Here is a 25403-nt window from a genome sequence, read left to right on the forward strand (position 1 = left end):
CTTAAGCTGCTTATTCTACCATCATACGAATGGATAACTTTCAGATCAATAATTAGTGCCTATTATATGAAGCTTCTTAATTAGAGGTCAGGATTGTAAACGCAGTGTAAAAAAGATTCCCGAAATGTTAAATGCATTTAAGATTCATTAAAGGTTGAGCGCTTACGATACATACATCACCACATGAGACCTACCACAACAGAGAAAGGATCTGAAGCACATGGCTATAGAGGTATTTAACCGCTATGAGAGCAAGTATTTGCTGGACAGCAACTCGTACCGGAGGCTGTATCTCGATCTCATGGAATATATGGAACCCGATGAATATAACAAGCAGCATGAATTTTATTCCATAAGCAATCTGTACTTCGACACAGCACATGATTCATTGATCAGAGCGAGCCTGGCGAAGCCCAAGTATAAGGAAAAGCTCAGACTCAGAGCCTACGGTGTTCCGGGTAAGGACGCAAAGGTGTATCTCGAGATCAAGAAGAAGGTGTTCGGCCTGGTCAACAAGCGGAGAACTGCGCTCAAGCTGGATGAGGCATACGAATTTGTCCGTACCGGACAGGCACCGGAGCTGAAGGATTACATGAACGCCCAAGTCGTGAACGAAATCAGCTATTTCCTGAGGAGGTACGATTTGGAACCCAAGCTGTACCTGTCATATGACAGAAAAGCACTCTTTTGCAAAGACAGCCGGGATCTCCGAATTACGTTTGACACCAATATTCGCACAAGACGTTATGACTTGAAATTGGAAAACGGAGATTACGGCGAGCAGCTGCTGGATGAAGGCCAATGGCTCATGGAAGTGAAGGCCGAAAAGACGGTGCCTATGTGGCTGTCGGTCCTGCTCTCAGAGCATCAGCTGTATCGAACGAGTTTCTCCAAATACGGTAATGAATACAAAAAAATGATCAAAAACGAAAAACAGAAACAGGAGAGTATGCTTTATGCTTGATTCCCTATTAAATGCAGCTACAGACACAACGACAGAACTTACATTTATGAGCACCGTGCTCAGTATTCTCTTCGCCATTTTGTTAGGCGGTATGATCAGTCTTACCTATATGAAGACGAATGCAAACGGGTATACCCAGAGCTTTTCCTTGACCATGGTCATCTTGCCGGCCATTGTAGCCATTATTATTCTGCTGATTGGCAGCAACATTGCACGAGCGTTTAGCTTGGCGGGAGCGTTCTCTATCATTCGGTTTAGAAGTGCGCCGGGTGATCCGAAGGATATCGCATTTGTCCTGTTTACGATGGCAGCGGGTCTCGCCTGTGGTGTGGGAGCCTTCGGGTATGCGGTGTTGTTCACCCTGATTCTGTGTATCCTGATGTTCGTCATGAGTAAATTGAACTTTGGTGCAAGAAAAACATTGCAAAGAACGCTGAAGATCACCATCCCGGAGAACTTGAGCTACGATGATGCTTTCGATGAGGTGTTCCAGAAATACAACGTGCAATATGAGCTGAAAAAGATCAGAACCACCGAGCTGGGCAGCTTGTATGAACTCGTGTACGGCGTGACCATGAATCAGCTGACCAACCAAAAAGAATTCCTGGACGAGATTCGATGCCGTAATGGTAATCTGGATCTTTCCCTGACGATGAGCCCAACGACGACAGAATATTAATTTATCCACTCCGCTGTGAGTGACCTTATAACCAAGCGAAAATTTCAAATGAAATGAAATTCGAGCCTAAAAATACTTAGCGAGGAATTTGGAAATCGAACGACTTTTGGCGGAGCCAACCGGAGAGAGAGGGCCAAATTGCGAGCGCCAGAAAGGATGAATAAAATGAAAAAGACAAGCATAGCGAACAGACTTAGCGTCGTATTCTTATGTGCTGCGCTGATGACAGCATGCAGTGATGCGTCAGCGACCGACGATACAGGAACAGCTGAAGCAGGCACCGCGAATGAGGCAACAGCCGAGCTGGCGAGCTTGAAGCTGGAGGATATGATTACCTTCGATGAGGAGGACCGTAACACCGAATGGAGTGCAGAGAGTGCCGTAACCATTGAGCTGGATGGAGCAAGTGCTCAAATTAACGGTACGGGTGCAGAAGCTGTCGAAGGATCTGTGACCATTACGAGCCCGGGTACCTATGTACTCAGCGGAACGCTCAGTGATGGGCAGATCATCGTGGATACGGCAGAGGAAGAGCTGGTGCACTTGGTTCTGAACGGTGTCGATATTACAGACAGCGACAGTGCGGCGATTTACAGCAAAGGTGCGGGAAAGACCGTCATCACACTGGAGGATGGAACTGAAAATAAAGTGACGGACGGCAAAACATATGTTTATGAGGACGAAGCAAGCGATGAGCCGAGTGCGGCTGTATTTGCCAAAAATGATCTGAGCATCAACGGTACAGGCAGCTTATCCATCACAGCTAACTATAAAGATGGAATCACGAGCAAGGACGACTTGAAAATAGTAGAAGGCACCATCGACATCCATGCCGAGGATGACGGGATCGTAGGTCGTGACCGGCTGGCTGCCGAGAACGGTACCGTGACGATCAAGGCCGGTGGAGACGGCATGAAATCGACCAATGATGAAGATGAGGACAAAGGGATCATCGCGATCGCTGGCGGTACTTTTAAGATAGAAGCTGAGAATGACGGAATTCAATCGGAGAAATCACTGCTGATTAATGGCGGTACGTATAACCTTGTCACTGGCGGCGGCAGTGCGAACGCTGAGGTGAAGACCGAGAGCAATCCAATGGGACAAGGGAGAATGAATGGCAATGGCGGCATGATGCGAGGGGAATGGAACCGAGAGTCTGCACCTGCAGCGCCTTCGGATACAGCGACTCCATCAGATGAAGCAAGCAACAATACAGATGAAGCAGCAGGCACAGCGAATACAACCAGCACGAATACGGCCAGTACGGTGGTCACGGCAGCAGCAACAAGCACGCCGGCAAGTACAGCAACGGACACAGCCGCCTCCACTGCAGATGCTGACAATGCAGAGGATACAACAGCCGCTGAGGAAGAATCGACGAGTGCAAAAGGGGTCAAAGCAGGCGGGGATATGGTCATCAATGGCGGAACATTTACGATGGATTCAGCCGATGATGCGGTTCACAGCAATCAGAATATTTCGATCACAGGTGGAGAGTTCAGTATTGCCTCAGGTGATGATGCGGTGCATGCGGACCTTCTGCTATCCATCTCTGGCGGAACAATGGACATTACCGCAAGCTACGAAGGACTGGAAGGAGCAGATATTTCAATCTCCGGCGGTAAGACTTATGTAGTCTCCTCCGATGATGGAGTGAATGCGTCCGGTACAGATACGACGACCGAGACCACAGACGCCGCTGCGGAAACAACAGAAACATCCGAAGCAGGAACAACCGCAGGTGAAGCGGATGCTTCCGCAACCGGAACTCCAGAAGCTTCCTCTGCAGGGGATGAAGCACAGGGTACAACAAGTGAACAAGCGCCTGCAGCGGGCGAACGACCGGAAGCTCCTGCGAATGGCGAGATGCCGGAGCCTCCAGCGGATGGTGAGATGCCAAGCGGAACTCCGCCGCAAGGCGGCTTTGGCGGCGGTGGATTCGGCGGCGGAATGGAAGGCAATCAGAATGCGAAGCTGACTATCTCTGGCGGACTTCTCACCGTCGAAGCCGGCGGTGATGGGATTGACGCCAATGGTTCCATTACAATGACGGATGGTACCGTAATCGTAAATGGTCCAACCAATAACGGAAATGGCACACTGGATTATGGCAGCACATTTGACATGAGCGGGGGTTACTTGATCGGAGCCGGCACATCAGGTATGGCACAGGCATTATCTGATGAATCCACTCAGCTCTCGATTGCGATGACTTATCCTGAAACACAGGCTGCAGGAACGCTGGTTCATCTAGAAGACAGTGAAGGCAACACGATCGTGACTTTTGAACCGTCTAAGGATTATCAGTTTGTCGTCATTAGCTCACCGGATCTGGAGAAAGGAAAGACCTACACCCTCTATTCCGGAGGAAGCTCCAGTGAAGACGTTACAGGCGGATGGTATAAGACAGGTAATTACGAAGGCGGAAGCGAGGTCGTGTCGTTCGAGCTTGGGGAAACAGCTACCACATGGCTGAATGAGTCAGGCGTAACAACAGGGAATGTGAACGGCGGCTTTGGCGGCGGCAGAAGATAGATTATCTTAAACAGGCGATAGCCAAAAGAACGATTATTAATAGCATACGGGTAGTATATACAGCCCAGGCAGCTACAGATATGATGGAGCTGCCTGGGCTTATTTCATGCAGCGGTGTTAAGCTGTTTTTCTTCGAGAAGAGGCCGTGCTAAATGAAAGGTTTGATCGTGATCTTACAATATAGTAAGTAAGAATCAATTTGATCCTTTGGTAAGATGAAATTGTTCATCTTGTAAGTTAAACAAAAATAGCTTATCCCCGTTGTGAAAGGAACAGCAAATCTATGACCAGAAGAACAAAGCGATTTACGCTGACGATTATCCTCTGTATCGTTGTTGGTGCCATTGCTCTCGGAGGAGTCTATGTCTCTTCAATAGTGAAGGAGCTTCAAGGCTTGCAAAAGGAAGGAGAAAGCTCCCCATTTCATAATATAGAACATATAGATCAGGAGCAGACGATCGAGCCGCCCGTATGGGAAGGTGATGAGGTCGTCAATATTCTTATTATGGGCGTGGATGCCAGAGGCATGAAGGAGGGAGAGATTCCTCGCTCAGATGCTATGCTGGTAGCTTCTCTTGATCCCGAAGCGAAGAAGATCTCTCTGTTCTCGCTCATGCGGGATAGTTACGTTGAAATTCCGGGCTATAACAACAATCGAATTAATACGGCCATCACCCATGGTCCGAATGTTGCGATGCAGGCAGCGAGCGATCTGCTCGGCATTCCGGTGCAATATTATGTATACACTGATTTTCAGGGCTTCATCAAGCTTGTAGACGCTCTAGGTGGAGTGGATTTTGAAGTAGAGAAGGATCTGTATTACGTCAGCAAGGCGGATAATCATCAATATGATATCGATCTGAAGCAAGGAATGCAGCATTTGGATGGAGAGAAAGCGCTCATGTATGTAAGATTTCGGCATGATGCCATGTCAGATTTCGCCAGAACGGAGCGTCAACGGGAGCTGTTGAAGGCGATAGCGGACAAAATGCTGACTTCCTCCTCCATCGCCAAGCTTCCGTCCATATTAAATGAGATCAACCCTTATATAGATACGAATCTGTCCCTTAATGATATTTGGAAGCTGGCCTCGCTCGGATACCAGAGCACGCTCCAAGGCAGCGAACAGATTCCGCCGATGAGCCTGCTCAAGGAAGAAAGAATTGGCGGAGCAGCGGTTCTTACAGTTAGAGACGAGGAGGAGCTCAAGAGCTACGTAAAGGATGTGCTGAAGCCTGCGGATGCTCAAACGGAGGAAGTGCCTGAGAATAGGATAGACGATAACGACATGAGTCTAGAGGAATCGAGTGAGAAGGTCACTTATTAGATATATGATAAAGGTGGTTAACACTTACCTTGAGCAACCCTAGCCTGCGGGAACCGCAGGCTTTTTCTATTTACTGACAAATGCAGGATACTTATGTTTTGTAAATTGTTGGTAAATAAATCTAAAGTACTAATTATTCAAGATGTTAATTAAATGGTACTGGGGCCCTCCTGCGAACATCAGTCCAAGTGTATTGAATTCTTCTATTCTTCTGTGATTATAAGCACTTGCTACCTCTAAGTTTGGACATCTGAAACTAAGACAATGGGTATCCCTATTACATAAATCCTATCTTTTCCTCATTTACAAGATAATACATGGCTGTTTACATAAGATTGCTAGCATTACTGTGAAGCTCGTTACATGCTTACACGTTCCATATAGAAAAAGGGGAGGGAGATTACAAAAATTCATCTAGAATGACAGTCAAATAAATGAAAAGACCCGAAGAATAATCTTATTAGAGGAGAGAATTTGATGAAGAAGCGGATGTACTTTCTTGTACCCTTCAGTTTCACACTATTATTTAGTACATTGCCATATCATACGATCAATGCAAACGCAGCTACGGTTAGCGAAGCGGTTTATCAGAATCCAGAAGTACAAGAAGTGAATGGGCAAGCAGCCATAAAGTCTTTAGCCCATGAAAAAGGTTATGTGTTAGCCACAAGCGGACAAGCAATTTCCTTAAATAGTATTATATTGAATGCAGCCTACGATGACTTGACCGAGGAACAGATTACTGGGGACAAGCTAACCTGGACTTCGAATCGTGATGCAATAGAGATCACAGAAGATACGATGACTGCCCATCAAAATGGGGTTTATCCATTAACGGTTACAAGAGAAGGAGCTTCTGCTAATGTACTTCTGGTAGTTAAAGGAGAGGATGAGGAAGAATATGTCCTCTATGAAGAAGATTTTAATGACCTTGCAGATGGAAGTATCCCTCAGGATTGGTCTAAGCTTAGCAGTACAACCGATGAAGAGATTAGTGTGAAGTCCGGAGCCCTTGAAATTGATGGAAGAGGCAATAACAGTGGGGGCAAAGGCGTACTACTTCCCGAATATTTGGGCTTGTTCGGTAATTATAAAATAGAAGCAGATGTTAGCCACCTAGCTGCAAATGATAACAGCCGTTGGCATTCAATCATGTACCGTGTTCAGAACCATAGCTACCCTTACTATCAAATGGCTGTCCGTCAAAATGCAACAGCAGCGAACGGGGTTGAATTTGCAGAAAGAACTCCAGAAAACGCATGGAACGTTGCTGCCAAAAATTCATTCAGTGAGGCAATCGCTGCGGATCAAATGTACCGATATACAGTGATTGCTCAAGGTAACAGAGTGCAGGAATTAATAAATGATGAATTACTCATTGATACAGATCTTGCAACCCATTATTCAACCGGAAGAATTGGATTCCAAGCCGCTGGTAGTTTAACAAAGGTGGATAATATCAAAGTAACACTCCACACAGAGGCGTTGCCTGAGGTAGTCCAGCCCGGTGATAACTTCACTCATGTTGAAGAACCGGAAACGAACATTTCCCTTGCACCGACAATCGTTACAGAAGTAGATTCAAGTGAAGATCTGCAATCTATAGTGGAAGGCACGCGTCCGGCCACAGCCATTCTCCATGTCAACAGCCGCCTGCAAGTAACAGATGAAGCAGGGAGCGTTATTGATGAGCTCGGATCAGTGATAGAAACATTGGATCAGACCGTAATTCCAGCCTTCGCGATTGAAGAAGAAGCTACGATTGTTCCTTTAACAGATTATTTGAAGAGTATTGACCTTGAGGATGCCTTTGTACTGTCTGATCGTCCGGAGCTGGTGAAGAAGACAAGAGAAGCTTATCCTATTATTCGCGGTATTATTGAATATCCTGTTTCGGGTGAACTCAGCGAAGAACAATTGATGGACATTCGGAGGACAACCAACAGCCATTTAGCGAAAATTGTGCTCTTGCCGGAAAGTGCAGGAAGTATCGAAAATATCTCCTACCTACAGAAAAAATTAATGACGGTATGGGTGGAAGAAGACTCCAACACAGCTGCAACAAATGTAGATATTCACCGCATGATTACATCGGGCACGAACGGAATGGTTACGGATCAGTATAAAGAAGCAGTTAACGCTTTATCCTTTTATGATGAGAATGTGACCCTTGCTCGAACACCGTTTATTTTTGCTCATCGGGGGATACCTGGACTTGCACCGGAGAATACATTGGAAGGCGCCAAGCTGTCTTATGAAAAAGGTGCAACTCATATTGAAAACGATATCTATCTGTCCAAAGACGGACATATCGTCATCATGCATGATGAAACGATTGATCGGACAACGAATGGAACCGGAAAAGTGGAAAGTTATACTCTTGCAGAATTGGAACAATTTCTTGCGAATGATCAATTTCCAGAAGCTTATCCTGACGCAAGGATTCCAACACTGAGGCAATTTTTTGAAGAATTTAAAGGCAAAAAAGATGTCGAGCACATTGTTGAGATCAAAACCGGTAATCCAGCTATCATTGATAAATTGGTAACCCTTATTGAAGAAATGGGCGTAGAGAATCAAGTATCTGTGATCTCATTTAATGCATCTCAATTGCTATTATTAGCTGAGCAGATGCCGGGCATGTCCATCGGCTACTTAACGAGCGGAATTGCGAATGAAACAGACGTGTACCCATCCTTACGTTCTACTTTAAATACCGTACAAAATTTGAATTCTACCTTTAATACAAGCTATGGCGGATTAGGTGTAAACTTTTTGGAAGCGGCTAAACACCGTGGTGTGACCGTATGGCCTTGGACGTACAGAGATGAGGCGCTATTTACAGATCACTTTTTACTTGGTATCTATGGATTAACAACTGATTATGCTCATTGGGCTTCTGAGTGGGCATCTCGTATTACGCCGAAGCAAGCCGAGTTCAAACTAAATGCAGGTGAAAGCACCGAAATCAAGGCAATGATTGAAACCTATGATCGTCAGACAAAGGATATTGCGCCTGAAATTGTTGTTATTGATGGAGAAGATAAAGTTGAAGTTAATGGGAATGTGGTAACTGCTCAAGCGGAAGGAACAATTCATGCGATGCTGCGTTATACACAACAAGTATCAGTAGACAAATCATACAACATTTATACACAACCAATAACGATTACGGTTAAAGCGGATAACAAACCTCCTGCAAAACCTAAAGTAAACCCTGTTGGAGACAATTCAACCACTGTGAGTGGTACAGCAGAGGCTGGATCTACTGTGTATGTGAAAGCAGGGAAAACCGTATTAGGTGAAGCAACAACGAATAGCGAGGGTAACTTCTCTATAAATATCCCAGCACAAAAGGCAGGCACAGAGCTATCTGTTTATGCCGTTGACGAAGGGGGTAATACGAGTTCTCTTGTGAAAATCAAGATTATCGATAAAACACCACCATCCATGCCGGAAGTTAATGAAATCACAATAAAAAAGATGAGTGGAAAGGCTGAGTCAGACACTACCGTCTATGTGTACAACGGCAAAAAGTTGGTTGGAAAAGCATCGGTGAATAGAAGAGGAGAATTTTTAGTATCAATAAAGAACTCGGAAAAAGGTGACGTGTTGACAGTATACGCAGCAGATAAAGCCGGCAATATCAGCCTGAAGAACAATGTGAAAGTCAATTAATTCCTAATAAGCGAAGGCTTATCGCCAGGTCTAACGGCGAAAGCCTTCGTTTTTTTTCTGTCATTAATAATACAAGCAGATCACAGATCGCGAAGACGCATATCTGAAGTAAACCATTCTCGATAGGTGAGCTGGCTGAGCAAGATGCTGGTGATTGCAGCTGAGCTTGTGAACGCAAATACGATTAGGATCTGATACCGGACAGCCTCGATCGGATCTGCACCTGCGATAATCATTCCTGTCATCATTCCCGGGAGCTGGACGATCCCCACCGTCTTCATGCCATCGATGGTCGGAATCATGCTGGATTTAACGGAACGCTTAAGTGCATCCTGAATCGCCCGTTTAGGCGCAGCGCCAAGAGCAAGCAGGGTTTCAATCTCGCCTTTGGAAGTCTCCATTTCACGTTTCATATGGTTAAGGAACAAGCCGGATACAACCATGGCATTACCAATCGTCATTCCGCTGATAGGAATAATATACCTTGGCGTCGGTTCAATAATGTTCAGTCCGAGCAGAAGTCCCATCATGAGCAGCTCTGTTGTCAGAATGGACAAAGCGATCTTCCAGCGGACACCCCGAATGCCTTGTCCCCGCTTACCTGCATTCATTGAAGCGACCGTGATCATAAAGGTAACGATAAGCAGAATCAGCGCAGGATGCTCGGAATGGAAAATATATTGCAGGATGTATCCGACAGCAAGCAGCTGTATGGCTGATCGTATGGTTCCAATAGCTATATCCTTCTCCAAATCGAGCTTTTGCCAGACGGAGATCAGCATCGTCACCATGACAAATACAATCGTGAAGCTTAGTGCAAGGAAGGACATGGCTCCTCCTTATCGGATTCTATAGATTGGGTAATGAAACGGCGGGCTGCTTCTGTGTCTGGCCGAGAGAAGAACAGTGCTGTCGGCTGACGTTCGAGCAGGGTTTGGCTGCCCATATACCAGGTTGTCGTGCTGAATGAGCGGGCTTGCTTCAAATCATGCGTGACCCAGATCAGTGTCGTTCCTTCTTGATCACTCCATTCCGTCAGCAGCTGCTCCACAAGATCTGCATTTGCCGGGTCCAAGGATGCAGTGACTTCATCCAGCAGCAGGGCTTCCGGACGCAGCATCATAGAACGAATGAGTGCGATTCGCTGCTTCTCTCCGCCAGACAGATCAGATGCCCGCTTTTGTATATCCAGTGCAGACAGGCCGCTTCGCTCCAGCAGGCGCTGTGCAAGTGCTTGGTCGTAAGGGACTTTATGCAGGGAATGAACCATTCTGAGGTTATCCTCAACACTGCCGGGCAGCATCACGGGATGCTGTGCGACATAAGTGATCTTCATTCTCCACACTCGCGGATCACAGCGCCGATAAGAAACACCCTTCCACTCCATTTCACCTTCATCAGGACTATCCAGTAAAGACAGTATTCGGAGCAGAGTGCTCTTGCCCTGTCCTGAAGCGCCGATGACAGCGATGCGTTCGCCCTGCTCCACCTGAGCTTCGACGCCCGAGAACAGCATCGTTTGGGTTGTTGTGCCGATATATTTGGTCAACCGCTGTAAATTTAATAGATGGGACATATCCCAGAGACTCCTCTCCATTGTTCGCGTACCTATTAATTTTAGCAGATCCATTAAGTTGATAGGATGCTTTTTCCGATATATATAGCACTTGAATCCATTTCATAATACCGCTTTATATATTAAAAGAAATGGATTCGCTTGGTTTCATATCGAATAAACTATGTTTATTATTTTAAACAGGAGAGTAAAAGGATGATTACATTCGAGAAGGGCGAGCTCCTTAAGGCTGCAGAAGACATTATTGGTCACCAGGTGAATTGTAGGGGGGTCATGCGCAGCGGAATATCCAAACAGATCAGAGATGAATACCCTGAAGTTTACGCCGCCTATATTTCACTGACGAACAGTGAGATTTCTCCGCTTGGGCAGATGCAGATTGTGAAGACGAAGGATAAGTACATAGCGAACCTGTTTGGACAGAAGCATTATAAGAAGAGCTTTTTTCGAAAAAAGCTGACGAGCATCAAGGCACTGGAGCAGGCGTTGACTGAGCTTCGCACCTACGCAGAAGCCCGGGATCTCTCTATTGCACTGCCTTACAGGATAGGTGCGGATCGTAATGGGACGGATTGGAATGAGGTATACCGAATGCTTCAGAGGGTATTTATGAACTATCCCGTAACCTTATACTCGATCGTGGATATGGAGGAGAAGGGCTGATGCGGGAACTCGTTCTGTATTCATCCTGGACGGAGGTCTAGCCCAGAAACCGTCTTGGGACTATTTTTAAAATAAGCTTAAATGGCATAAACTAAGATAAACATAGGTTCTAAGGGAGGTACATAGATGGATTTTTTGTGGTGGACCTTAATTATTGTATTATTCATACTTAGCTTCGTCGGCATTGTGTATCCGATCATTCCGTCTGTTTTGGCCATATGGGGTGGCTTCGCCATTTATCAATTCCTCATTAATTCAGAGGAGCTGTCCTGGTGGTTCTGGGTTAGTATGGCGATACTAACAGTCGTTATTATTGCCGCGGATATCATAGCGAACAGCTATTTCGTTAAAAAGTACGGAGGATCGAAGACCTCGGAGACGATCGCAGCCATTGCGACCATTGTAGGCTCGTTCATCCTTCCGCCATTCGGGATTCTGCTTGTGCCGTTCCTAGCCGTGCTGGTAACCGAGTTTATCATTCACAAGGATGCCTCGAAATCGGTCAAAGTCGGCTTTGCAACTATCATTGGATTCCTCGGAGGAAGCATCGCCAAAATCCTTATTCAGCTGCTGATGATCGTATGGTTCATTCTCGATGCAATCATATAGGGCGGATAGCAACTTGATATAGGGACTTTCAAGCAAGGGGCGCTCAAGGCGTCTCTTGTTTTTTTATAATTGGAGGCGGGGAGGCACAGGGCTGCAGATTATGGTAAGCAGCGGATTTCTGAGTGCTTCCGACAGAAGAATAGGATATACTGAGAAATACATTTGTGAAAAAGACAGATACAGCAATAAGAAGACTAGCATGAAATGCATCAGGGAGGATACGAATGGGAAATACAGAAGGATCATTACAGAAGAAGCTGAAGCCTAGACATATCAGCCTGATGGCGATGGGTGGTGTCATTGGCACCGGCATCTTCAAAGGAAGCTCGGAAACGATTGGTCTTGCAGGACCAGGCGTTATCTTCACGTATATCATTGCGGGCTTGCTGCTTCTCGTCGTAATGACGGCCATGGCTGAAATGGCTACGGTCTATCCGAATCGCAACATGAGGGATTTTGTAAGGGAAGCTTTTGGCGAGAGAGTCTCGTTTATCATGGGCTGGATGTACTGTTTCATGTGGCTGGCTGTATGCGTGATCGAGATTATCGCGGCGGGCAGCTTCTTACAATATTGGTTTGCGGATGTGCCGCTGTGGATGCTCAGCTTGGGCTGTGCGGCGATCGTGATCTTTATTAATTTACTTAGTGTCGGCACCTTTGGTGAGTTTGAATTTTGGTTTGCCGGCATTAAGGTGACGATGATCATCATCTTTATTGTCCTGGGTGTGTCGCTGATCTTTGGCATCATTCCTAGCGGCGAAGCGCCATTCCTTAGCAATTATACGGACCATGGCGGATTTCTGCCGAACGGCTGGACCTCCATATTTTCTGCACTGTTAGTTGTCATGTTCTCCTATGGTGGATCGGAAATGATCGGTCTGACGCTCACGGAGACAGAGAACGCAGAACGGGTTCTGCCGAAGGTAGTTCGCAACTTTATTTTACGGATCATCCTGTTCTTTACACTGCCGATTCTCATTATCTGCGGTCTCATTCCCTGGAATGAGCTTGGTCCGGAGAGCAGTCCCTTCGTACAGGTGCTTAGCTCTACAGGACTTACGGGGGCCGCTCACATTATGAACTTCGTGCTGATTACAGCGGTGCTCTCTGCCGCGAATTCGGGAATCTACGGGGCATCCCGGATGCTCTATTCCATGGCAGCAGCAGGAGAAGCACCGAAGGCGCTGACCAAAACAAGCCGCAAGGGCAGTCCTTATAATACACTGCTGCTGTGTGCTGTTATTTTGATCGGGGGGTCGATGCTCGGGCTGATTGCACAGGATCAGCTGTTCCGGATTCTCATGGCTGTGCCAGGCTTCACTGTGCTGCTCGTGTGGATCTGCATTGCTTCATCCCAGCTTAAGCTGCGGAAGCAGTATCCTATACAGCCGTCCTTTAAGGTATGGGGCTACCCGTACATTACGACCTTTACGATTATCTGCCTGTCGGTGATTGCGTGCGGCTTCCTGATTGATGACCAGAACCGCTTCAGCATCAGTATTTGTTTAGCTGTACTGGTGGTGCTGATCGTCACATCGATCGTGAAGTTCCGTAAACCGGATACGAAATAACAACAAAGCCTGTCCAACAGCCGAATAGCTGAATGGACAGGCTTTTGTATTGTGTAAACTAGTGAATGTCTCGTTTCTTGAAGTTACCGCCGCGGACCTCTGATACATCCGAGATGACAACAAAGGCACTTTCGTCAATGTCTTTTACGATGGTCAGCAGCTTGTTCTCTTCCATTCGGTTGATGACACAGTTGAGGATATCGGATTGTTCATTGGAGAAACCGCCTCTGCCAGGTGTGTAGGTTACGTTTCGTCCCAGGCGGGATTGGATGGTATCCCCGATCTCCACCGATTTTTGACTGACAATACGTACCGATTTGGATTTTTCGAGACCGACCTGGATGATATCGATCACATTCTTCGCAATGTAGTAGGTCAGAGCAGAGTATAATGCACTTTCCAGACTGTACACGAAGCTTGCCGCAATGAAGACGAAGGCGTTAAGGAATAGAATAATATCTCCGACAGAGAAAGGAATCTTGCGTGATACGAGAACAGCCAGTACCTCAGAGCCATCGAGGGCACCCCCGTTACGAAGTACAATACCGATTCCGATCCCGAGCAGCATTCCGCCGGACAGGACAACGAGGAGCGGGTCCTCCGGTCCCAGAATCGTATCCACATGATGCAGAACCACCGTAGATATAGACAGAGCAACAATCCCAACAACACTCATTAAGGCAAAGGTCTTGCCGACCTGCTTATAGCCGAGATAGACAAAAGGAATATTCAAGACGAAGAGGAATACGCCAAGCGGAAGTCCGAACAGAGAGGATCCCATGATACTGAGACCTGTCACACCACCGTCGATTACATCGTTTGGAATGAGTACGGCTTCCAGCCCGTAAGCAGTGATGACTGCCCCAATAATAATCATAATGATCTTGCGAATGTGTTCCAGCAATCCGTGCTTCTTCATTTAACTCTCCTTTTTTGTTTTTAATATATTTAAGGATTTTGCATCCTGCCATTTCATCTGTAGAAGATCTAGATTGACGCAAAATCTTTATTTACAGGAGATGATGGATTAAAATAGGAGCATCCTGTATCATTCTCAATTGTATATGTATCAAATGGCACATCTTTTAATTTTATCACGAATGTCTAAGCAAAGGAAAGTTCATCATAAGAAATATACATGATGTGTAGGATTAATATCGTGAAGTCGTATGGGATAAAATAAGTGGCAGCTCAAGGAGAAATCAAAATATATGGAATATACACCACAGCAGGTTGCTGAATGGATGGTAGAGACGATCCGGTTCAAAGGGAATCTCTATCAGACAGAGGCGATTGAATATGTACGAGAGCACTTTGGAGAAGAGTTTGTATATGTGAATGAGAATGGAAATGCTTCCTTGGAGAAGGAAGTGAAGAAGGCATTTCGTAAGCTGCATAAAGGAAGAATTGCCTGGGATCGGGATGGATTTCTCTGGGCTTGGACGTAAGAATCCAGAACACAAAACACAAAACACAAAGCACAAAACACAAAGCACAAAACACAAAACACAAGAAAACAGACTGCATTTCGCAGTCTGTTTTCTATATAACTCTGTTATTTTAGAGCAACAGTTACTTTCTCAGTTCCCCGACAGGTCAATCTTGGTTTCCAGTCCTGCAATGAACTGATCTTTCTGCACATCCTCTGCAAAGTCATCCTTAATTATAAAAGGTTTAATGATGAGGTACTTGCTCTCACCCGTGGTAGTTGCATAGCGCCGGTCAAAAATAAGACGGTTACCCTCATATACTCCATCCCCGGACAATGCGGTCAGCTGTCTGCCTTGATCATCATAGACCGCGATCCCAATCTCACGTAAACGCTCTTCCTCACGCTGAGTCAATGAGCTGGCACTATTAAGTGCTATGGATGTGGTCAAACGGGTCGTAATAGGGGATACGGAAACATTTGCAACGCCAAAGGTAAGATCCTCTTTCGTCACGGCAGTATTAGGATTAAGCGCGATGGTTTCTACATTGTTCTTCTCAAAAGGGACATCCACGTTGAACTCATGATCTATTCCATCCAGCTTGATGCTGACCTTCGAGGTAAAGCGGTCTGGCAAGCTGCTCGTATCTGATGGATTCAGAACTTGTTCGAATACAAGCGTATTCGGATGCGCCTCACCCGCACCTCCGTAGAAGAGTCCTCCTTCTAATACAGAAGCGGCTTCCCCCTCAGTCTTGCCATTAATGGATAGAGTTACATTCTCAATCGCATTGCTAAGCTTCATCGTCTTCCTGCCATTATCATAGGTTCCGTTATCCAAATTCGGTGCAGTTACATTCACAATAAAAGCCGCTCGTGTGCCGTCATACAGCGTCTCTGTGACTTCGAGCTTTACATCCTCATAAGACACGGCATCGTTAACGTTAGTTGCAAGTCCGAGCTCTCCACCGGCACGAAGGCCGCTGTCTGTCTCAATGATGCTGAAGAGGCTTCCGATAATGGGAATACTCTTAATGGAAGCTGCCATCACGGGAGATATGAAGCCGGAAGCGAACACCCCGACACCCAATATACCCGCAGCTGCCGCTGTTAATACGGCCCGGCGCAGGGTGGAGGATCTCCTCCGTGTCGTATGCTGCTTCTGTACTGTCAGAGAGGCATAGGTCTCATCGAGCCTTGCCCGGACCAGGGGTGAGATCTCCGTATTGCTCACGTCAACCTTGTTAAGTTCTTTCTCCATATTAAATGCTGCCATAGTTTATCTTCCCTTCTTGGATATTGGGTAAACTGTGCTTCAACGCTTGCCTTGCTCTCGACAGCCGCATCTTGACGGCGCTCTCTGAAATGCTGAGAACCTCAGCTACCTGACGGAGTGGGAGGTCTTCAAAATAATGAAGAATAACTACAGTGCGCTGGGGCTCCTCAAGCCGTTCAACGGACTCTCTTAGATCGACCATTTCGTAGCCGCCCATCGAAGCAGCTGTGGTTGGTATTTCGGCGTAAGCGATCGTACGGGAGCGTTTGGAACCAATATTGTTACATTCATTAATCAGAATTCGGAAGAGCCATGTCTTGAAAAATTTCGGTTCTCGTAAAGTGCATATGGATTTAAAGGCTTTTAATATCGTTTCCTGCAGAGCATCTGCAACATCTTCTTCCTTGCCCAGCAAGGATCTTGCCATATAATACAGTGATCCTTCCAATTGCTGTACGAGCTGAACAAAAGCATCGGAATCGCCTTTTGCAGCCTTCGCGGCTAGAACTGCTATCTCCACAACGTTTGCTCCTTTCGTTGTTTTTGTCTTGATATTAATTAGACTGGCGACCATGATCCGTGGTCACAATTTTATTGTTTTTTATATCCGACGACATCTGGAAGCAGGAAAGACGTGCGACATGGCACGTCTCATGGGCTGACTATAGCAGCTCTTATATCGTATATTGCTTACGGAACTTGGTAGGGGACACACCGATATGCCGGCTGAAGCAGGCAGAGAAGTAGGGGATATTCTCGAATCCGACCTGAACCGCTATTTCGGCAACCGGCCATTCGGTTTGCAGCAGAAGGAGCTTCGCTTGCTCCAGGCGGTATTTCATCAAGTACTCTCCAGGAGTTACTCCATATACCTGCTTCATGCAGCGGGTGATGTAGTTGTAGTGAAAATTGAAGGCATCGGTCAGCGTAGTGCTCGTGATTTCGGAACGGTAATGGTTCTTGATATAGGACTCTACTTGCTCCGCAAGCGCGATCACCGGACCTGCAAAAGCGTCGTTCTGACGTATATCCATCAATCGGAGAAGCTCCTCGAAGGTCTGCTGCTGAGTCCAAAATGCACGGGACTGACGCTCGGTTGCCGCTGCATTCAGCTTATTCATCAGCCGATAGGCTTGTTCTGGATAGGGCAGGGTCCACGATTTGTGCAGATGCAGCATGTAGGGTGAGGTCAGGAAACGCTCATAATGTGCATTTTGATCCATATGAAATCCCTCCTGATCCGATTGCATCCACTCTCCTATGGTTTGAAAGTGTATCCAGTAGAATCGGGTATGCCCGGTTGACTGCTGTACAGGATAATGATGCTTGTCCGGCAGCAAAAGCAGCGTTTGCCCTGATGTCAATGCCCAGGAAATACCCTCTTCACCGATGTAGAGACAGCCCGATTCCACTAGAATCAGATCAAAGATCCCGAGGTTGTTACGATTCGGATGCTGGTCGCCGGCTGCATATTCTGTCGCACCACTTTCCAAATAATAGGGCAGGGGAGGCGCGGCGAAATAGATATGTCCATTCCCTTGCATATTCATGAGCTCCTTATTCTATGCTTGTGTGATATTTTATAAAAATCAGGTTGGTATCAGCTATATTCCTGTTCTATTGTAACGCATAAAATGAAGTCGAACAGTAAATGGAATCAACTTCTGATGAAAAGGAGCAAATACGTATGGGACAAACTGCAGGCATGAACAGAATAAAGCCGGTATCCATGAAGCAAGTAAGCATTAAGGACGACTTCTGGAGCTATTACATAGATTTAGTCAGGGATGTGGTTGTGCCCTATCAGTGGGAAGCGATTAACGACCGGGTGGAAGGTGCAGAGCGAAGCGGGGCGGTGAGCAATTTTAAGATTGCTGCTGGTCTTCAGCAAGGGGAATTCTACGGCTATGTGTTTCAGGATACCGATGTGGCCAAATGGCTGGAGGCCGTCGCCTATCTCTTGATCAATGAGCGGGATACGGATCTGGAACAGATTGCAGACGGCATGATTGATATTATCGGAGATGCTCAGCAATCCAGCGGCTACCTGAACACTTACTTTACCATTAAAGAACCAGATAAGAAGTGGACGAATCTGACGGAATGCCATGAGCTGTACACAGCAGGTCACATGATCGAAGCAGGTGTTGCGTATTATCAGGCGACAGGCAAGCGCAAGCTGCTCGATATATGCTGCCGTATGGCGGATGACATAGAGCGTGTATTCGGGTATGGTCCGGATCAGATTCGAGGTTATGACGGCCATCAGGAGATTGAGCTGGCACTTGTTAAGCTGTATGAAGTGACAGGGGAGAAGAAGTATCTGGAGCTGAGCAAGTACTTCATAGATGAGAGAGGACAGAAGCCAAGCTTCTTCGAGGCAGAAGCAGAGCGCAGGGGCTGGACCACGATCTGGAGTAATAACAAATTGCAGCTCGATGAGGCCTATTATCAGGCACATAAGCCGGTAAGGGAGCAGGATGTAGCGAAGGGGCATGCGGTACGTGTCGTATACATGCTTGCCGGTATGGCAGACGTTGCACGTGAAACGGGCGATACATCCCTGTTTGAGGCTTGCCGGAAGCTATGGGATAATATCGTCTCCAAGCAAATGTACGTCACAGGCGGCATCGGCTCCATGGCGCAGGGAGAGGCTTTCTCGGTGGATTATGATCTGCCGAATGATACGGTATATTCCGAGACCTGTGCTTCCATCGGTCTTGTGTTCAGCGCGCAGCGCATGCTGCAGCTTGAGCCTGACAGTGCTTACGCGGAAGTGATGGAGCGCGCGCTCTACAACACCGTCATTGCGGGGATGTCGAGAGATGGCAAGCGCTTCTTCTATGTCAACCCGCTGGAGGTAAACCCCAAGGTGTGTAGCGGCGCAAACCACAATTACAACCATATCAAGCCGGTTCGTCAGGAGTGGTTCGGCTGTGCCTGCTGCCCGCCGAATATCGCAAGACTGCTGGCTTCGCTCGGTGAATATATTTATTCGGTGCAGGACAGGACCGTATATACCCATCTATACATCGGCGGTGAAGCTGCGATTGAAGTGGCGGGAACTAAGATGGTGCTGAAGCAGGATTCCAGCATTCCTTGGGAAGGCAAGGCCAGCTTCGAGATGGAAGTAGATCAATCTGCAGAATTCGGTATCGCACTCCGTATACCGCAGTGGGCAGCGAATGTACAGGTGACGGTTAATGGCGAGGCTTACGATGTGACAAACAAGATAGTGAATGGTTATGCGGTCATTGAACGTGTATGGGAATCAGGTGACCGGGTGGAGCTGGTGATGGAGATGCCAATTAAGCGCGTCAGAAGTCATCCGCTGATCAAAGGAAACGCGGGTAAGGTTGCACTCCAGCGCGGTCCGTTCGTCTACTGTATCGAGGAAGCAGATAATGGGGCGCAGCTTCAGCAGCTGATCCTGCCACAGGACAGCGAGCTGTATGTGAGCGATGATCCTGCCATTGCCGGGGGAATTGTAGCCATCTCAGGAGAAGCGCTGCGGATGAATATGGATCATTGGGGTCAAGCACTGTATCAATATGATGAGCCGGTACCGCTGAAGCAGGCACAAATCAAGTTCATCCCGTATTATGCCTGGGCGAACCGGGATATGGGCGAAATGTCCGTCTGGGTAAAGGAACAGCTATAGTCAGAAATGTTAGAAGGGATGAGAAGTCAGATCGATATGATCTGGCTTCTCTTTTTTCATGCTTATTCTGGAAACAGCGTATTCTTTCAAAAAGTTAATTTCAGAAATAAAAGGGTAATGAACTCTTATTCCACAGAAATAGCGATTCATACAATTCTTTTGTAGATGAGGTGAACATTCATTATGTGGAGAATTGTTTTTCCTGCACTGGGAATGATTGCAGTGACCTATGCATTGGCTCGTTTAAGCTTTGGGCTATTTCTTCCCAATATATCCGATTCGTTAGGCTTAAGTGAGAGCGAAGGTGGGATTGTGGGATCAACAGCTTATGTATCCTATTCGTTGGCTCTGCTAATTTCTTCATTCTTAATTGAGAGAGCAGGACAGTATAAGGTGAATCTGATTGCTGGCATGACAGCGGTATTGGGACTATTAGGCATTGCTGCTTCACAATCTTTTTTACATTTAGTGATTAGTATGTTAGTAGCAGGCTTGGGAAGTGGATTGGCTTCACCTGCCTTAAGTCAGATGGCGCAGCATACGCTGTCCAATAAAGAGCTTGATCAAGGAAATACGTGGATCAATAGTGGAACCAGTGTTGGTGTTATTCTAACAGGACCTGTTGTTTTGCTATTTACAGAGCATTGGCGGCTATCGTACTACTTCTTTGCATTCATCGCTGTCATCGTATGGATATGGAACTATTTGGTTATCCCGTCTGATCAAGATAAGAAGTCATCCGCTCGTTCACAAACAAAATGGCTGTCGGCTATAAACAAGGCGAAATTTTTGATTACAGCGTCTCTTGTGATCGGTATTAGTTCGTCTATATATTGGACATTTTCCAGAAGCTTTATTACCAGTGAATATGGATTTACGACCAATGAGAGTGTTGTTTTCTGGATTATATTAGGTATAGCAGGCATAATGGGCGGATTTGCAGGGGGCTTCATACAAAGGCTGGGCTTGTCAAGGTCGTACCGGTTACTTCTTGTTGTCATGCTGATTTCAATCCTGCTCCTTACGGTCCCTAATCAGGTTACAGTTTACATTTCAGCTGGGTTGTTCGGGAGCACATATATCTTTCTTACAGGTTTATTTATTGTTTGGGCGACGAGAATCTTCAGCATCTTACCAGCATTAGGTGTCAGCTTATCTTTCTTAGCATTAGGAATCGGTCAGTCCCTGGGTTCTCTTATTGCCGGGAGCACGATAGAAATGTCAAGCTATCCTTTTAGTTTCACACTATTTGCCGGCCTCGGTATTATTGCTCTATTCATTCCCGCACAGCAAAAGTAAGAACATCTAAGGAAGGATTACCCCCAAGTTTAAAAATATAAAAAGAAGCCTGATCATTGATCGGGCTTCTTTGCTTGGCGCTTAATGCACAACAATGCTCTTTCTTATCTCTGTGATCATCCCTGTACTTTCTTACTTCAGGATGGTGTGGAGATATTTAGTATCTCAACCCCATACGGTGGCAGGACTAAGGTGGAAGGCTGCTTGCCAGCGGTTAATAAGCTGACATAGGAATACCCGAGATCAATGACAGCTTCCTGCCGGCTTAGATTAAGCACGAAGAGATAGGCCTTCGTCTCGTTCTGGCGTACAGACAATTGCACGCCTTCTGGCAGATTCTCGTAGTACGGTAGATCGGCTCCCTCGGCAGCTTCTTGAATCAGTCGTTCCATGTAAGCATCGTCAGGCTGGGTTCCTACATAATAGACTGTCCCATTACCGTAGCGGTTCCTTGTCACAGCAGGTACCCCTTCGTAAAAATCATCCGCATACCATGCGATGGCTTCTGCGGTGACCGGTTCGAGCAGATCATTCCACTGTGTAGAAGTGAACTGCTTCTGATCACTTGTCCGGATGTGATGGACATCATTTCCGATAGGATCGTACTCACTCACAACAACACCCGCACAATTAGACAGCAGCGCTGGAAGGGGCTGCATGTGACAAACGCTTAAATGGTCTTTAACCCCTGAGCGATGTGTCAATATGACGGTACCGCCTCTCGCTGCGAATTGCTCAATTCGTCCGGCTAGATGGTCATCGAGAAGATAGAGATGAGGGACAAGGAGAATTTTGTATCCCTCCAGTGCTTCCTTCGTATGGATGACATCAACGCCAATACCGAGCTTCGTTAACGCTCTGTGCCATGCTTTGATATTCTCATAATAGTCAAAACCATCGACGGGCTTCTGGTTGCCAAGGGCAACGAGCTGGTCACTTGAGTATAGAATAGCTGCATCATTTCGCAGGGTTGTTCCTTCCAGTTGTGCAGCAACGGAGTTCACTTCCCGGCATAGATCTGCAAATTCCTTGAATCTTCTGCCGGGTACATTGCTGTGATCAATGAGTCCATGCCAGAATTGCTCAGCTCCCTGAATTGCGCTGCGCCAGCGAAAATGGACGACAGTATCGGCTCCGCGTGCAATCGTCTGCCAGGAGAAAGCCCGAATAAAGCCGGGATAAGGCGTACGCCAATTCGGGAACCAGCAGCCTGGAGGTCCGCTGAGCTGTTCCATAATCCAGAAGTTGCGGCGTTTAATGCCGCGGGTCAGATCGAGAGATAACGCTCCGCTGTAAGGGCCGGTCGCAGTCTTGTCCGGTGATGTATTCGGATAATAGTCGAAGGATGCGAAGTCCAGCTCTGCTCCGATGAGATGGATATCCATCTTCTGCGGATAGCTGTGGAAGTTGTGAGTAATGAAATGCCCGGGCGCATACTGACGGATGACCTCCATCTGTTTACGCTGGAACCTAAGTGCTGAATCGGACTGAAAGCGGTGATACTCCAGCAGGAAGGAGGGGTTCTGATTCGCTGTCCCTCCGAGCGGAGTGGTGATCTCGCTCCAGTCACTGTACTCGCCGCTCCACACAACCGTTCCCCATGCATCATTCAGTTCCTTGAGCGATGCGTATCTTGCCTCTGCCCATTCTCGAAACCTCGTGTTACAGGAGGGGCAGTGGCATTCCAGCAGCCAGTATTCATTATCAATCTGCCAGCCGCATACCGCCGGGTGCTTAGAATAGTGCTTGGCAAGCTCGCTGACGATCCGGATACTGTACTGGAGCAGGGAGGGGCTGTTGAAGCAGCGATGTCCTCGGACACCAGGCTGAACTATATCTCCGTTGTGCTGGATAGGCAGAATATCTGGATGCATGCTCGTAAGCCAGCGTGGAGGTGTATTCGTCGGTGTACCGATGACGACTTGGATGCCGTAGCGGTGAAAGATATCGATCGCGCGATCCAGCCAGGCAAAATCAAATCGACCGTCTTCAGGCTCAAGACGACTCCAAGCAAACTCGGCAACCCGAATGAGCTTCACACCTGTCGTCTGCATGAGCGCGGCATCCTGCTCCCACATGGTCTCATCCCAATGCTCAGGATAATAATCGACACCGACTTGAACGTTTGAGAAAGCTGTTGTTGATTGTGTCATATAACCATTCCTCGTTTCGATTGAAATCTCGTATGCTTATATACTATAGGTTCAAGCGCTTGAGACTCTTGCAGCATTTTAGCACGAAATATCAATATCTTGTCCTTATATCCTGCAGACAAAAAAACCGGTGCCTTCTCAAGAAGGACCGGTCTTATCTTAGTGTTCGTGTTGCTCCACAACACCGAGCTGTTTGTTTTTCTCTTTGAATTTCGCGTTATGGGAGGAGACGTAGGCGTATTTATCAGCTTCAGGCTCTATGTACAGCTTCGCTCCATTCAGTGCACTTACGGCATCAGTGAATGTACCTGCGATGAGACGCACCTTACCTTCAAAATCCACAAAATCACCTGCAGCAAATACACCCGGAATGTTCGTGTTCATGCTGCTCCCTACTTTGCAAGTCCAATCTCCCATTTCAATGCCCCATTCTCGAATCGGGCCAAAATTGTAGCGCATCCCATGATTAACGATGACGGCATCGACTTCGATCCGTTCCTGTTCACCTGTCTCCACATGGCGGATGCTCACTTCGTTAATATCCGTTCCGTTCGCACTGTGCAGTGAATCAATAGCATAAGGCGTGCGCACCATGCAGGAGGATTCCTTCATCTTCACCACATTGCGCTCATGACCGCCGAATTGATCCCGCCGATGAACGACGATCAGACTCTCTGCGATCGGCTCCAATGCATTCGCCCAATCCACGGCAGAATCACCGCCGCCGGAGATGAGCACACGCTTGCCGCGGAATACTTCCAGCTCCTGTACCGTATAATGCAGATTGCTTACTTCGTAGCGGTCTGCACCCTCAATTTCGAGCTTCGCCATTTCGAGAATACCATAGCCGATGGCCATGACAACGGTCTTGGTCCAGTGACGCTCGCCTGTTGCTGATGTCAGAATAATGGTGCCGTCCGATTGACGCTCCAGCCCGGTAATATGCTGTCCCAGTACAATCGTCGGATCAAAGGTCATGGCCTGCTGAGACAGTTGCTTAATCAGGTCTTTACCGAGAGTAGGGGTTAATCCGCCCACATCCCAGATCATCTTCTCGGGATAGATCAGAATTCGGCCGCCCAGCTCTTCCCGTGCCTCAATCAGCTTGGTCTTCAAATCTCTCATTCCACTGTAAAAAGCAGTATACATACCGGCAGGACCCCCGCCGATTATTGTCACATCATATAATTCAAGCTGTTCGCTCATCATTTACGTTCCTTCTTTCCGCATAGTCAGTTGTACAATTGCCTATCGGGTTTATCTTCGCTTATTATATTTGATAACGATTATCATCGTCAATTGATATCTGGTATAGAAGAACTATTTTATAGTAATCTATGAGAATATATTAGATGATAAGTTCTTATAAAAGGGGGCAGTACCATGAAGCAGCTGACAGTAGGAATTCTGTTATTTGATGAGGTGGAGGTTCTCGATTTTGCAGGACCCTTCGAGGTGTTTTCACTCGCAAGCGCTCTAGATAGCGGAGAAAAATGCTTCAACGTGATCACGATTTCAGAGAAGGATGAGCTGCTCTCCGCACGAAATGGGCTCAAAGTGAAAAGTGATTATCTCCTGACAAACCATCCGAAGCTCGACATTGCGATCATTCCAGGAGGGAAAGGAGCAGAGGAGATCGAAATTCACAATCCGGAGGTGATCAGCTGGATCAGAGAGCAGAAGAATTCGGTCACTGTAATGGCTTCAGTCTGCACGGGAGCGCTATTATTGGCTCAAGCTGGATTGCTGGACGGCAGAAAGGCTACAACCCACTGGATGGATACTCAGCGTCTCGAGCAGGAGTTTCCAGAAGTAGAGGTGCTGCGGGGTGTTAAATATGTGGATGAAGCAGATATTGTAACCTCAGGGGGGATATCGGCAGGTATTAATATGTCCTTCCATCTCGTATCGCGCTTCTGTGGTCAAGAGACAGCGAGACAGACGGCGAAGAGAATGGAATATGACATTGATATCTAGCTC

The 25403-nt window shown here is 47.0% G+C and carries 20 protein-coding genes; 12 read left to right on the forward strand and 8 right to left on the reverse strand.

The features are described from left to right. Positions 1-220: 220 nt before the first annotated feature. From ACFSVM_RS15765 to ACFSVM_RS15785, 5 genes are all read left to right on the forward strand, one after another. Entirely contained in the window at positions 221-964 is a 744-nt protein-coding gene (locus ACFSVM_RS15765; RefSeq protein WP_379263271.1) for a polyphosphate polymerase domain-containing protein, read from the forward strand. Continuing rightward, the gene (locus ACFSVM_RS15770; protein ID WP_379263273.1) at positions 957-1643 is read left to right on the forward strand and encodes a DUF4956 domain-containing protein; all 687 of its coding nucleotides are present in this window, start codon (positions 957-959) and stop codon (positions 1641-1643) included. Before ACFSVM_RS15765 ends, ACFSVM_RS15770 begins: the two co-directional genes overlap by 8 nt. 165 nt (positions 1644-1808) lie before the next feature. Next, entirely contained in the window at positions 1809-4181 is a 2373-nt protein-coding gene (locus ACFSVM_RS15775; RefSeq protein WP_379263275.1) for a carbohydrate-binding domain-containing protein, read from the forward strand. A 283-nt stretch (positions 4182-4464) separates the two neighbouring features. Continuing rightward, the gene (locus tag ACFSVM_RS15780; protein WP_379263277.1) at positions 4465-5508 is read left to right on the forward strand and encodes an LCP family protein; all 1044 of its coding nucleotides are present in this window, start codon (positions 4465-4467) and stop codon (positions 5506-5508) included. Between the two features lie 477 nt (positions 5509-5985). Beyond that, on the forward strand, positions 5986-9186 hold the full coding sequence (locus ACFSVM_RS15785) for a glycerophosphodiester phosphodiesterase family protein (RefSeq protein ID WP_379263279.1): 3201 nt from the start codon (positions 5986-5988) through the stop codon (positions 9184-9186). Positions 9187-9266: 80 nt separating this feature from the next. Here the strand turns inward: ACFSVM_RS15785 and ACFSVM_RS15790 are convergent, their stop codons facing one another. Continuing rightward, positions 9267-10016, reverse strand: a complete 750-nt coding sequence (locus ACFSVM_RS15790) for an ABC transporter permease (protein WP_379263281.1) — start codon at positions 10014-10016, stop codon at positions 9267-9269. Next, on the reverse strand, positions 9998-10762 hold the full coding sequence (locus ACFSVM_RS15795; RefSeq protein WP_379263283.1) for an ABC transporter ATP-binding protein: 765 nt from the start codon (positions 10760-10762) through the stop codon (positions 9998-10000). Before ACFSVM_RS15795 ends, ACFSVM_RS15790 begins: the two co-directional genes overlap by 19 nt. Before the next feature lie 195 nt (positions 10763-10957). Between ACFSVM_RS15795 and ACFSVM_RS15800 the strand changes: the two genes are divergently transcribed. From ACFSVM_RS15800 to ACFSVM_RS15810, 3 genes are all read left to right on the forward strand, one after another. Then, positions 10958-11425, forward strand: a complete 468-nt coding sequence (locus ACFSVM_RS15800; protein WP_379263285.1) for a macro domain-containing protein — start codon at positions 10958-10960, stop codon at positions 11423-11425. A gap of 126 nt (positions 11426-11551) precedes the next feature. Continuing rightward, a complete protein-coding gene (locus tag ACFSVM_RS15805) occupies positions 11552-12034 on the forward strand; it encodes a DUF456 domain-containing protein (protein ID WP_076314714.1) in 483 nt (160 codons plus the stop codon). Positions 12035-12258: 224 nt separating this feature from the next. After that, entirely contained in the window at positions 12259-13605 is a 1347-nt protein-coding gene (locus tag ACFSVM_RS15810; protein WP_379263288.1) for an amino acid permease, read from the forward strand. A 58-nt stretch (positions 13606-13663) separates the two neighbouring features. Here the strand turns inward: ACFSVM_RS15810 and ACFSVM_RS15815 are convergent, their stop codons facing one another. After that, entirely contained in the window at positions 13664-14524 is an 861-nt protein-coding gene (locus tag ACFSVM_RS15815) for a YitT family protein (protein WP_379263290.1), read from the reverse strand. Positions 14525-14816: 292 nt separating this feature from the next. On the opposite strand from ACFSVM_RS15815, the gene ACFSVM_RS15820 reads away from it, so the two are divergent. Next, complete coding sequence (locus ACFSVM_RS15820; RefSeq protein ID WP_076314712.1) at positions 14817-15053, forward strand: DUF6953 family protein; 237 nt, start codon at positions 14817-14819, stop codon at positions 15051-15053. Between the two features lie 132 nt (positions 15054-15185). Here ACFSVM_RS15820 and ACFSVM_RS15825 read toward each other — a convergent pair whose 3' ends face one another. The 3 genes from ACFSVM_RS15825 to ACFSVM_RS15835 all read right to left on the reverse strand — a co-directional run bounded on the left by ACFSVM_RS15825 (position 15186) and on the right by ACFSVM_RS15835 (position 17854). Then, positions 15186-16310, reverse strand: a complete 1125-nt coding sequence (locus tag ACFSVM_RS15825; protein ID WP_379263292.1) for a DUF4179 domain-containing protein — start codon at positions 16308-16310, stop codon at positions 15186-15188. After that, positions 16297-16830: an RNA polymerase sigma factor gene (locus ACFSVM_RS15830; RefSeq protein ID WP_379263294.1), complete on the reverse strand. Its 534-nt coding sequence runs from the start codon at positions 16828-16830 to the stop codon at positions 16297-16299. The genes ACFSVM_RS15825 and ACFSVM_RS15830 overlap by 14 nt, the downstream gene beginning before the upstream one ends. Positions 16831-16984: 154 nt before the next feature. Next, positions 16985-17854 (reverse strand): helix-turn-helix transcriptional regulator, encoded by an 870-nt coding sequence (locus tag ACFSVM_RS15835; protein WP_379263296.1) that lies wholly within the window; start codon positions 17852-17854, stop codon positions 16985-16987. 143 nt (positions 17855-17997) lie between these two features. Here ACFSVM_RS15835 and ACFSVM_RS15840 point away from each other — a divergent pair, with 143 nt between their 5' ends. Further along, a complete protein-coding gene (locus tag ACFSVM_RS15840) occupies positions 17998-19971 on the forward strand; it encodes a glycoside hydrolase family 127 protein (protein WP_379263298.1) in 1974 nt (657 codons plus the stop codon). A 183-nt stretch (positions 19972-20154) separates the two neighbouring features. Further along, positions 20155-21270: an MFS transporter gene (locus tag ACFSVM_RS15845; RefSeq protein ID WP_379263300.1), complete on the forward strand. Its 1116-nt coding sequence runs from the start codon at positions 20155-20157 to the stop codon at positions 21268-21270. 137 nt (positions 21271-21407) lie between these two features. On the opposite strand, the gene ACFSVM_RS15850 is transcribed toward ACFSVM_RS15845, so the two are convergent. After that, positions 21408-23423, reverse strand: a complete 2016-nt coding sequence (locus ACFSVM_RS15850) for a beta-galactosidase (protein WP_379263302.1) — start codon at positions 23421-23423, stop codon at positions 21408-21410. Between the two features lie 159 nt (positions 23424-23582). Beyond that, positions 23583-24629, reverse strand: coding sequence for an NAD(P)/FAD-dependent oxidoreductase (locus tag ACFSVM_RS15855; RefSeq protein WP_076314939.1), 1047 nt, complete (start codon positions 24627-24629; stop codon positions 23583-23585). 177 nt (positions 24630-24806) lie between these two features. On the opposite strand from ACFSVM_RS15855, the gene ACFSVM_RS15860 reads away from it, so the two are divergent. Then, on the forward strand, positions 24807-25400 hold the full coding sequence (locus ACFSVM_RS15860) for a DJ-1/PfpI family protein (protein WP_379263304.1): 594 nt from the start codon (positions 24807-24809) through the stop codon (positions 25398-25400). Positions 25401-25403 lie beyond the last annotated feature (3 nt).

The sequence above is a fragment of the Paenibacillus shunpengii genome (assembly GCF_042684905.1).
Lineage (GTDB): Bacteria > Bacillota > Bacilli > Paenibacillales > Paenibacillaceae > Paenibacillus > Paenibacillus shunpengii.